The sequence below is a fragment of the Halorhodospira abdelmalekii genome, assembly GCF_016583625.1.
GTDB classification, from domain to species: Bacteria; Pseudomonadota; Gammaproteobacteria; order Nitrococcales; family Halorhodospiraceae; genus Halorhodospira; species Halorhodospira abdelmalekii.
On record NZ_NRRN01000068.1, the window covers coordinates 1 to 10,277 of the forward strand.

At 62.1% G+C, this 10,277-nt stretch carries 10 protein-coding genes and 1 tRNA gene; 6 read left to right on the forward strand and 5 right to left on the reverse strand.

Annotated elements, in window-relative coordinates; all coding sequences use genetic code 11:
* Positions 1-206: 206 nt before the first annotated feature.
* The 3 genes from clpP to CKO15_RS12440 form a co-directional block, all read right to left on the reverse strand.
* Positions 207-872 (reverse strand): ATP-dependent Clp endopeptidase proteolytic subunit ClpP, encoded by a 666-nt coding sequence (clpP, locus tag CKO15_RS12430; protein ID WP_200196790.1) that lies wholly within the window; start codon positions 870-872, stop codon positions 207-209.
* Positions 869-2,200: a trigger factor gene (gene tig, locus CKO15_RS12435; protein WP_200196792.1), complete on the reverse strand. Its 1,332-nt coding sequence runs from the start codon at positions 2,198-2,200 to the stop codon at positions 869-871. The genes clpP and tig overlap by 4 nt, the downstream gene beginning before the upstream one ends.
* 50 nt (positions 2,201-2,250) lie before the next feature.
* A tRNA-Leu gene (locus tag CKO15_RS12440) sits at positions 2,251-2,340 on the reverse strand.
* A 120-nt stretch (positions 2,341-2,460) separates the two neighbouring features.
* On the opposite strand from CKO15_RS12440, the gene CKO15_RS12445 reads away from it, so the two are divergent.
* The 5 genes from CKO15_RS12445 (at position 2,461) to CKO15_RS12465 (ending at position 7,601) form a co-directional block, all read left to right on the forward strand.
* On the forward strand, positions 2,461-3,663 hold the full coding sequence (locus CKO15_RS12445) for a hypothetical protein (protein ID WP_200196793.1): 1,203 nt from the start codon (positions 2,461-2,463) through the stop codon (positions 3,661-3,663).
* The gene (locus CKO15_RS12450; RefSeq protein WP_200196795.1) at positions 3,602-5,017 is read left to right on the forward strand and encodes an EAL and HDOD domain-containing protein; all 1,416 of its coding nucleotides are present in this window, start codon (positions 3,602-3,604) and stop codon (positions 5,015-5,017) included. Before CKO15_RS12445 ends, CKO15_RS12450 begins: the two co-directional genes overlap by 62 nt.
* Before the next feature lie 119 nt (positions 5,018-5,136).
* The gene (locus CKO15_RS12455; RefSeq protein WP_200196797.1) at positions 5,137-6,342 is read left to right on the forward strand and encodes a Na/Pi cotransporter family protein; all 1,206 of its coding nucleotides are present in this window, start codon (positions 5,137-5,139) and stop codon (positions 6,340-6,342) included.
* A 97-nt stretch (positions 6,343-6,439) separates the two neighbouring features.
* Positions 6,440-7,108: a phosphate signaling complex PhoU family protein gene (locus CKO15_RS12460; protein ID WP_200196799.1), complete on the forward strand. Its 669-nt coding sequence runs from the start codon at positions 6,440-6,442 to the stop codon at positions 7,106-7,108.
* Positions 7,109-7,157: 49 nt separating this feature from the next.
* Positions 7,158-7,601, forward strand: a complete 444-nt coding sequence (locus tag CKO15_RS12465; RefSeq protein ID WP_200196802.1) for an arsenate reductase ArsC — start codon at positions 7,158-7,160, stop codon at positions 7,599-7,601.
* A 225-nt stretch (positions 7,602-7,826) separates the two neighbouring features.
* On the opposite strand, the gene CKO15_RS12470 is transcribed toward CKO15_RS12465, so the two are convergent.
* Together CKO15_RS12470 and CKO15_RS12475 are read right to left on the reverse strand one after the other, a co-directional pair.
* A complete protein-coding gene (locus CKO15_RS12470) occupies positions 7,827-9,017 on the reverse strand; it encodes an ATP-binding cassette domain-containing protein (RefSeq protein ID WP_200196805.1) in 1,191 nt (396 codons plus the stop codon).
* Positions 9,014-10,042, reverse strand: coding sequence for an ABC transporter permease (locus CKO15_RS12475; RefSeq protein ID WP_338036065.1), 1,029 nt, complete (start codon positions 10,040-10,042; stop codon positions 9,014-9,016). Before CKO15_RS12475 ends, CKO15_RS12470 begins: the two co-directional genes overlap by 4 nt.
* Before the next feature lie 90 nt (positions 10,043-10,132).
* Between CKO15_RS12475 and CKO15_RS13955 the strand changes: the two genes are divergently transcribed.
* The coding region (locus CKO15_RS13955) for a MerR family transcriptional regulator (RefSeq protein WP_200194753.1) at positions 10,133-10,277 on the forward strand (145 nt) is incomplete at its 3' end.

Genomic DNA, 10,277 nt, shown 5'->3' on the forward strand with positions numbered 1-10,277 from the left:
CTCGACCTCTTCGAGGCCGCCGGCGTGGAGGTGCCGAAGGAACCCTGCTGAGCAATGTTGTGGCATTTTTTGAAATCCGGGCGTCCGGATATCAACAAGTTACGTCTTTAACTGTGGAACTTGGGTGGCCTCAGCTATCGCTCTCCGAGCGCCTATTATCAACAATGCACCTTTTCGTACAGCAACGCAAATCTTGCTGGACGGCCTCAACTCGAACTCGCCGCAGCACCGCTTGAGCTCACACGACTCTCCAGCACGCGATCGACAAGCCCGTACTCGGCAGCGACCGTTGCCGTCATGAAGTTGTCACGGTCGGTATCTTTGGCGATCGTCTCAATGTCTTGCCCGGTGTGGTACGCCAAGATGGTGTTGAGCCGCTCGCGCATACTCAAAATTTCTCGCGCATGAATATCGATATCGGTTGCCTGGCCCTGGAACCCACCGAGCGGTTGATGGATCATCATCCGCGAGTTTGGCAGCGAATAGCGCTTACCGCGCGCCCCGGCGGCAAGCAGCAACGCCCCCATACTGGCAGCTTGGCCGACACAGAGAGTAGCCACATCAGGCTTGATAAACTGCATGGTATCGTAGATCGCCAGCCCAGCGGTCACCGACCCCCCCGGCGAGTTGATGTAAAGATGCACATCTTTATCGGGGTTCTCAGACTCGAGAAAGAGCAGCTGTGCCACCAGAAGGTTGGCCTGGTAATCCTCGACCGGGCCGACTAGGAAGATGACGCGCTCTTTGAGCAGGCGCGAAAAGATATCGTACGCCCGCTCTCCCCGCGACGACTGCTCGACGACCATCGGCACCAGGCCGGTGGCGTAGAGATCGGATGCGCCCGATGGTGCGCTTGTTGTGGGCGCGCTCATGGCCGCTCTTCCTCTGTATCCGCTGCTGTGGCGCCTTCCGCCGGCGACGCTCCAGCCCCCAACAACTGCTCGAAACTCATTGCACGCTCCTGCTGCTGAACCCGTTCCAGCAGCCAGTCGACAGTTTGTTCTTCGATAACCGACGCCTCCATGCTCTCCATCAGGCGCTGATTGCCCACATACTGCTGCAGCAACTCAGCGCCCCCTCCGGCCTCTACCACCATTTGCTGCAACTCGCGGACCATGCGCTCACGATCGAGCTCGATCTGCTCGCGACGCACCAGCTCGTTGACGAGCAGCCCAAGATGCACCCGCTTGCGGGCCTGCTCGGCATAGCCTGCGCGCTCCTCCGCGGAGAGCTCTGCAGCGGTGCCGCCCGACTGTTCGCACAGCACCTCGATCTCGCTATTGACCAAGGAGTCCGGCAGATCGACCGGATTGCGCTCAGCCAACTGCTCAAGCACCTGCCGCTTCAGCCGGTGCCGTACCGCCTGATCCCGCTCCTTTTGAAGATTGGCGCTCACAGCCTCGCGCAACGCCTCCAAACCACCCTCCTCGATGCCGAAACGCTCCGCCAGGGCGTCATCGAGAGGCGGTAGGCGGGGCGCGTCGACCCGTTTGATCTGCACCGTAAACTGCGCCGTCTTCCCGGCTACCGGCGTCTTAACTTGTTCCGGAAAGGTGTATTCAAAGCTCCGCTCCTCGCCTGCCACGGCCCCGTGCAGCGCTTGCTCGAACTCATCGGGCAACTGCCCAGCGCCGATCACAATAGCCGCATCCGTCGCCGAGTGACCCGGAAAACTCTCGCCATCGACCGTTCCGGTGAAGTCGATGACGACCTGGTCACCGGACTCCGCACCGCGCTCGACGGGGTCGAATTCGGCGTGCTGACGACGCAACCGCTCCAACACGTTGTCGACGTCACCTGCCGTAATTTCAACCTGTGGTCGCTCGACCTGGATCGTCTCAACGCCGGTAATCTCGAGCTCTGGCATGACCTCGAAGCTCGCCTCGTAGATCAGATCCTGCCCCGACTCGTCCTGTCGTGGCTCGACACTCGGCACGCCGACCGGCCGCAACCCCTGCTCCTGCAGCGCTTCGCGATAGCTCTCACGCAGCACCTCGCCGACAACCTCTTCGCGAACACGCCGACCGTACTGTCTGCGCACGACCTTCAGCGGCACCTTGCCGGGACGAAAGCCGTCCATCTTGACACGGCCACATAGATCGCGCAGCCGCTTCTCGATCTCATTCTCTATACGCTCGGCCGGCACCTGGACCGTCATCTTCCGGCCCAGATCTGCCGTTGTCTCCACGGAAACTTGCATCGAAAATTCCTTGGGGTCTGCTACGTTTGTGCATCGGGCGTGATCGCAACTGGTGCGAAAGGAGAGACTCGAACTCTCACGGGGCTACTAACCCCACCGGGACCTAAACCCGGCGCGTCTACCAATTCCGCCACTTTCGCTCAATGTCATGCGGGCCCCGGGGCCATGAAGAACCCCTCAGACCTCGCGCCCCGCTGCTCTAGAGTGCATATTATAAGGCGTTCCCGGCATGCAATGCCAGAGGGCCATGAGGAGGGACGATGACCGCTTTCGCTGTCCTGGTACTGCTCGCCTTGCTCGCCCTGCGTGAGGCCTGCAGTAATCGCATGCGCCGCAATCAGCACAGCCCCACGGCCGTCCGCCGCTGGCGCACCGCCCGCCATTGGCAAAATATCGCCATAGCCCTTGCCCTGATTGCTTTCTTTCCCAGTTTCACGCGCGAACCGGAGTTCCCTGTACTCGGCGATATCCACAACCTGCTGCACCACACTTGGCCTCTGGTACTGATCGCCGCCGGCATCGCCAGCGTGCTCGGCGTTCGCGCTGCAACACCACTCCTTCGCCGTGAGATGCGGCGCCGCCAAGCGACTCAGGAGCGCGAAGATCGGGCCCGCCACGGAGTCAACCCAGAACGTCTATCGCGCGGACTGCGCATGTGGATTCTTGAGCACGGACCTGCGTTCGACTACCGCTTCGATGTGGCGACCACGCACGGCAATGGAAACATTATCGTCGGTACGGAGCAAGGCGACTATATGATCTACGTCCTGCCCTCCGAACACGCCCGTGAAGGCTATCCGACAGCGCTGCGCCGCTGCGGGCAAATCGCCGAGGCCCTGGCCGCCCGCGGCGTAATCTGGATTCCCGATGAGCACGCCGCGCAGCCGCGCAGCCACGACGAGGCACAGATCTTCGTCTTACGCGGCTCGATCGTCGATATTTTTCGCTGGATTGAGCGCACCACCGAGGTGCAGAAACGCATGCAGGAGCGCCGTGAGCAGCGCCGCACCCGCGCGCTGCGAGCCGCCCAAGGCGCAGAGACACACTGGGGCAAACTGAGCGCCGAGGAGGCCAGCGCACGCCACGATCGCGAAGCCTGGGACCGTTTCGCACGCAAGGCACCACTGCACCCCGATATGCGAGAACGTCTGTTCAAGCGCCACGGCGGACGCTGCGCACTCTGTGGCTTTGCGATGGAGGGGTCGCGCCGGCAGTGGGATATCGTCGTGACCGACTACGATCACATCTGCCGCTACCACGGCAAGACGCGCCTGGTACCATTCGGGGTGCAGCCGGCGACCAGTTACGAGATGCCCGACTGTGAGCAGTGTCACATCGACGCCCCGGGACATTTCGAGGCGTGCGCCAGCCGCTTGGCACCGGTACACATTCGTTGCCAGGATGAACACCCTCCCCCGGCGCAGGGCACTGGCTCTGCACGTCCGCCTGGAGGCACTCAGTAGCGCCATCGGTGCTGCCGAGCCACCACCGGGCCAGACCAGGCTGTTGTCGACTGCTGCACTGCCGACGACCAAGATCACGAGGTATAACCCCATGGAAGTCCACGTCGCGCGCCAGCCGATCTACGACAGACAGCTGCAGGTCTACGGCTACGAACTGCTCTATCGCCGCTCAGCCGGGGCCACCACCGCCGACGTCATCGACGATGACGCCGCTACGGCCACGGTGCTGATGAACACCTTCACCGAAATCGGCCTGAAAACGCTGACTGCCGGGCGCCCGGCCTTTATCAACCTCTCGCGGCGCTTTCTCGGTGAGCAGGATCTAGCCTTACCCAAGGAGGGGGTCGTCCTTGAACTGCTTGAGAATATCGAGCCGGACGCCGAGATGATCGACGCCGTGCGCCGACTCTCCCGAGCCGGCTACCGCATTGCACTCGACGACTTCGTCCTCGGCAGCGATCAGCGCGATCGCCTACTGCCCTACGTCGATATCGTCAAGGTCGACGTCTTCGATATGCCGCCACAGCAGATCGTCCACCACGCCCGCATCTTGCGGCGCCACCGCGTTGCTTGCTTGCTCGCTGAGAAGATTGAGACGCAGGAGATCATGAAGCTGTGCCGCTCCTCGGGATTCGATTATTTTCAAGGGTTTTTCCTCTCGCGCCCGAGCACCATGAGCAAGCGCACCGTCTCGAGCGGCCGCCTGCCATTGCTGCGGCTGATTGCAGCAATGCAAGATCCAGAGATCCAGATCCATCAGCTTGAGCAGCTCGTCAACCAAGACCCCTCCCTGAGCTATAAACTGCTGCGCTATCTCGCCTCGCCGATCTTCCCGGCGCGAGGGATCGACTCAATCCGCTCGGCGATCCTCTACCTCGGACAGCGCGGCTTAGCCAACTGGGCCACCCTGATGGCCCTCTCCGCCTCGCACGACCAACCCTCCGAGCGCATTGTCGCTTTGCTCATGCGCGCACAGCTCTGCCAGCAACTCGCCGCCGATCGCCGCCACGTCGGCCCTGCGGCCAGACTGGCCCACGACCCATCCACAGCCTTTACCGTTGGGCTCTTCTCCGGACTGGATGCGGTACTCGATGCCCCGCTCGCTGTGATCTGCGACGAGTTACCGCTGACACCGGCCACCAGAGAGGCTCTACTCGAACGCCGCGGCCCCTACGGCGCAGTGCTTGCGTGTGCCTTGGCACAAGAGCAAGGCCACTGGGAGGCAATCGCCGAACTCGGCTTTGTAGCGTCACGCGTTGCGGATCACTACGTTGCAGCACTGCGCTGGGCCGATGCCCACTGGGCGTGGCTGGCCCGGATAGCAGAGACACCCAACGACGGGCGGGGGGCATAACGCCACCTCTGTAATAAAAACGTAACTTGACTGTCATATAGCGCCGGGGCAGCTTTAGCGCGGGTCCAACTGCGACCCCCTAATCCCGGCTCAGAGCCGCCACTGGTCAAGTTTGCGTCATGTCACGAACCGACCTCACCTCGCAGAGAATCTCCGCGAACGCCCCGGGGCACCGCATCGCCAACGCCCCGGCATGGCTCCACGGCGTCTACGCTGGTCTCTGTCTCTATCTCTTCCTGGCCGCCCTCAACGCGATGGGCTCAGGCTTGGGCACGTTCGGCGCCGAGAGCGACTTTCTTATCCGCGCCTTCGAGTACGGCGAAAACCCCTTCGTCGCCTTTCTCGGTGCCGTGTTCGTTACGGCGATTGTCCAGAGCTCATCGTTTACCTCGGCGCTCATCGTCACTTTAGTCGCCACCGGCGAGATGAGCTTGGGGACCGCCGTCTTCGCGATCATGGGGGCGAATATCGGCACCTCGGTCACCGCCCTGATCGTTGCCCTGGCCAACTTGCGCATCCGCCGCACCTTCCGTCGCTCCTTCACCGCCGCCCTGCTGCACGACTTTTTCAACATCTTCACGGTCGCGGTCATCTTCCCCTTGGAGTGGATCAGCAGTGTCTTCAACGAGGAGGGACGCGGCCTAGTCACCCAAGCGGCGGCCGGCCTCGCCCAGGCCCTCGGCCTGCCCGAGGTCGCCCGGCCCGACAACCCGGTCCGGATTCTGACCTCGCCAATCGTTAACGCGCTCGATGGCATCGGCGGCTGGCTGATGCCGAGCACTTTGGCGCAAGGTCTCTTGGTCGCCTTTTTGGGGCTGCTATTGATGCTCGCCAGTCTGCTGCTGATGGTGAGGAATCTGCGCGGCGCCTTGCTGCACTACATGGACAGTCTCTTTCGCAGCTACTTCTTCCGCACCGATCTGCGCGCCTATTGCATCGGCCTGCTGGCGACGGTCGGCGTCCAGTCGAGCACGATCACGACGAGTTTGATGGTGCCGCTGGCCGGCGCAGGGGTGGTGCCGATGAAGCGGGTCTTCCCCTTTATGATCGGCTCTAACCTCGGTACAACGGTGACCAGCGTGCTCGCGGCAACCGCCAATCCGGCGGCGGCAGCACTCACCGTCGCTATTTTCCATGTACTGTTCAATCTTCTCGGTAGCGTGATCTGGTACCCACTACGCGCCCTACCCATTCGCGCCGCGAACTGGTACGGACGCTTGGCCGGCCGCAGTACGATCTACGCCTTTCTCTTTCTCTTCCTGTTATTCTTGGTATTGCCGCTTACCGGCCTGTTGCTCACCGAGTTACTGGGTGTCGCTGCATAAGCTGCGACCAATGGCCGGTCGTTTGGCGATCTCTCCTCGCTCTTAACGCCAAACGACCGCGCCCCCACCTACTGAACACTGCGGACCATTGCTGCCTATGCTTCAAAAAATCCTGGGCGTCTTCACCAAAGAATCGGCTGTCGATCGCGCCTTTGCCGAGCTCAACGAGATGTTGGCGGAGGGGGCGTGGATGTTCGAGCGCGCCAACGAAGTCCTCCACAACCGCCTCACCGCCGAAGAGGTGGCCTCAGCGCTGTATGAGCGCGATCGCAAGATTAATGAGCTTGAGCGCTCCATCCGCCGTAAGGTCTTACGCCACCTCACCGTCAACCCCGGGTACGATGTGCCGGTCTGCTTAGCCCTAATGACCGTCGCGCGGGATGCCGAGCGCATCGGTGACTACTGCAAAAACGTCTACGAGATCGGCTGCCACTATACCGAAGGCTTCCACGTACCGAAGTACCACGATCCGCTCGAACAGATCAGCGCCGAGACCTTAACGCTCTTTAACCTGGTGGGTGAGGCGTGTCGCGACAGCTCACGCGAGCAGCAGGCCCGCGAAGTCAAGCAGACCGCCCGCGACATTCAAGACCGCTGCGAAGCGATCATCGCGCAGCTCTTTGAAGACGAAAGTCGCATCGAGTTCCATGAGGCCGTCGCCTACTCGCTGCTCGCGCGCCACTATAAGCGCGTCGCCGCACACCTAGCGAACATCGCCAGCGCCGTCCTCGGCGAGCTGGCCGAGCTCGACTTCAAGTCTGAATAAAATCAGGTACACTGCGGCACACACTCTCAACAACGGTCCGGGAAAACCAATGAGCGACAAGAAACGCGTACTCTTTCTATGCACAGGTAACTCCTGCCGCTCGCAGATGGCCGAGGGGTTTGCCAAGGCCTTCGGTACCGACCCGTCGGTCGAGATCTTATCGGCCGGTCTCGAAGCGCACGGAGTCAATCCGATGGCCATCCAGGTCATGAAGGAGGATGGCCACGACATCTCCGATCAGACCTCGACCGTGGTCACCGATGAGATGATTGCCGGCGCCAGCATGGTGATTACGTTGTGCGATCACGCCGAGTCCCACTGCCCCGCCCTGCCGCCAGGCGTCGACCACCGCCACTGGCCGATTCCCGACCCGGCACAGGTCACCGGCAGTGAGGCGGAGGTGCTCGCCGCCTTCCGTGACGCCCGCGACGAGATCAAGGACCACCTTTTCAGCCTAGTCAACGAGCTACGCAGCGGCGACGAGTTCTTCTAGCGGCTGGCGTAGCGGCTCGACTGGTCAGCGGAGCGCGCAGCAGCCCGCCGCGCACACCGGTCGGGGGCGCAGCAACAAAAGAGACCGGGTGGCCCGCTCTGGCCACCCGGCGTTCAGATGAATCGGATCATCAGGCTACAAAAGGTGGAAATTCCTGCGCACGGTCGTCTCTGCGCATGAACGCGCTCGCCTGGTCGACCTGCCACCTACTGGCCGACTAACCGACTAAGCGGTCTGCATCGCCACAGCGCTCTCTACAGCTCCCTCCAGGCAAGCTCGATCCCGCTCTTCGGGATCTCCCTCTTGGAAGGCACATACGCCGTTGCAATCCACGGCCACCCGGGTCACCCCTGCGGCATCGAGCGGGTGAAGAGAGAAGAAGGTGATCGACTGCCCAGCGACGTCGCCAAGCACACGCCATTTGTGGCCTTCGAAAGAGCATTTGGTCACGCGAACGTTTACGACCCGCTCACCAGAGTGTGCCGACTCATCCTCCGTCAGCAGCCGAATCGACTCCGGACGAATCCGCAGAGCCACCCGCGTACCCGGGGTCAGTGCCGGATCGCCACTGTGTAGAGCGAGGCTGCTGCCGTCACCCAATGCAATCACCAGCACCTTTCCCTGCACTTGTTCGACCACGCCGCGAAGGCTATCGCTGTAGCCGACCAGGCCGGCGATCCACTGACTGGCTGGCGCTTGAAAGACCTCCCGCACCGAACCGATCTGCTCAATGCGCCCGCTTCGCATCACGACCAGGCGACGCCCGAGTGCAACGGCCTCCTGGATATCGTGGGTAACGTAGATGGCCGTCGTCTCTAGGCGTTGCAACAACTCTGCGATCTCTATTCGCATCTGGGTGCGCAGCTGCGCATCCAAGTTAGAGAGCGGCTCATCGAAGAGCAGCACTTGCGGGTCGGTAGCCAGGGCGCGGGCGATGGCAACGCGCTGCTGTTGGCCACCAGAGAGTTGGCGGGGGTAGCGTTTACCCATGCCACCCAGATCGAGCATGGCCAACAGCTCCTCGATGCGCGAGTGCCAAATCGGCTTCGGTACGCCGCGGTGCTTCATACCGAAGCGGATGATGGCCTCGACGCTCATGTGCGGCCACAAGGCAAAGTCCTGGAAGACCATGTTGACCGGGCGTCGCTCCGGCGGAGTGATGCGCCCTGGCCGCGAGACCGTCTCACCGGCGATCTCGATTTCGCCTGCGGTGGGCGTATCGAGACCGGCGATGAGCCGCAGCAGGGTCGACTTGCCGCACCCGGAGGGGCCGAGGATAGCCATCACCTCACCCGGCTCAATCGAAAGTGACGCCCGGTCCAAGGCGACCCCGCCTTCGTAGTGGCGGCTGACGTTGCGAATCTGCACATCGGCTGCATGAGAGCCTGCGCTAAGAGTATGAGCATGCCAATTCACGCTGTTTGCCTCCTCTCTTGCTTCCGGCCGCCCTCGGCAATCTCAAAGTAGGCCCTAAAGAGGCTGCGCACGGAGAGACGCACTGCGACGATCACCGACGCCGTAATCAGACAGACCACTACGGTGGCCGCGGTTGCCCATTCGTACTCAACGGTACGAAAGTGCTCATCGATGACGACCGGGATCGTCGGAAAGCCGGGGGGTTGTAGCATGGTGGTGATGGCCAGATCGAAGACGCTGGTAGCGAATACTGCCAGCCCCGCAGAGAGCAGTCCGGTCAAGGTCAGCGGGATCAAAATAGCTCGCATCCGCGTCCAGATCCCGGCCCCCTGCAAGGCTGCACTCGCAAGGAAAGAGCCCGGAGTCTGCGACATGGCGCCGAGCAGGACGCGCACCGCGATGGGTACGGAGGCCGCCGCCGAACAGAGCACGATGGCCCAGCCACTGCCGTAGACCTGGATCCCCAGATCGGCCATCCAGCGCTGGTTCCACCAGAAGATATAACCAACTGCCAGGACGATCCCGGGCACCGCCAGGGTCACCATGGAGGCCACATCGATAAATCGGCGCAACCGGTGCCCGCTGTACGCTAGCAGATAGGCAGCGAAGAAACCGATCACCAACGAGATGATGGCCGCAGCTACGGCAATACCGAAGCTGTTTTTGAGCGCCGGCAACAGCGCCGAGCCACTCGCCAAGACGTCCTGGTAGTTGGCCAGTGTCAGGTTCGACCAGTTCAACCCGCCGCCGTAGCTGGCCATGAATGAGACCGACAGACTGGTTCCCAGCGGGGCAAAGATCGCCAGCCCCAGAAAAGCGAAGGTGGCGATTGAGAGCAGCGGCCAAAACCGCGGTTGCGGGCGCTCGCTCGGGGCCGCCGAGGCAGTCAGAAAATCACGCCCCCCGCCACGCATCACCCTGATCTGTATCGCGATGGCAACGGCCACCATGGAGACCAAGACCGCTGCCAGCACCGCCGCACCTTCAAAAGAGACCGGCACGGTCTGAATCTCGGTCCGGATCACGTACGGGATCAACGGGAAGCGGAAGACGGAGCTAGACTCTAGTCTTGCAAAAAATGCGCGATAGTGTACTCTTGACTCATGGAGAACACCATGAGTACAGGCAAGGCGGCGAAGCGGCTGGGTGTTTCGGTCAAGACCCTGCAGCGCTGGGACCGCGAGGGGCGCCTCATTCCAGCGGCACGGACTGACAGCAATCGTCGTCTTTACACTGAGGCCCAATTGCGGGAGTTCATCG

Excerpts from the sequence above, each read along its gene's own strand:
- clpP (WP_200196790.1), bottom strand. The coding sequence starts at position 872 with ATGAGCGCGCCCACAACAAGCGCACCATCGGGCGCATCCGATCTCTAC.
- tig (WP_200196792.1), bottom strand. The coding sequence starts at position 2,200 with ATGCAAGTTTCCGTGGAGACAACGGCAGATCTGGGCCGGAAGATGACG.
- CKO15_RS12445 (WP_200196793.1), top strand. The coding sequence starts at position 2,461 with ATGACCGCTTTCGCTGTCCTGGTACTGCTCGCCTTGCTCGCCCTGCGT.
- CKO15_RS12450 (WP_200196795.1), top strand. The coding sequence starts at position 3,602 with ATGAACACCCTCCCCCGGCGCAGGGCACTGGCTCTGCACGTCCGCCTG.
- CKO15_RS12455 (WP_200196797.1), top strand. The coding sequence starts at position 5,137 with ATGTCACGAACCGACCTCACCTCGCAGAGAATCTCCGCGAACGCCCCG.
- CKO15_RS12460 (WP_200196799.1), top strand. The coding sequence starts at position 6,440 with ATGCTTCAAAAAATCCTGGGCGTCTTCACCAAAGAATCGGCTGTCGAT.
- CKO15_RS12465 (WP_200196802.1), top strand. The coding sequence starts at position 7,158 with ATGAGCGACAAGAAACGCGTACTCTTTCTATGCACAGGTAACTCCTGC.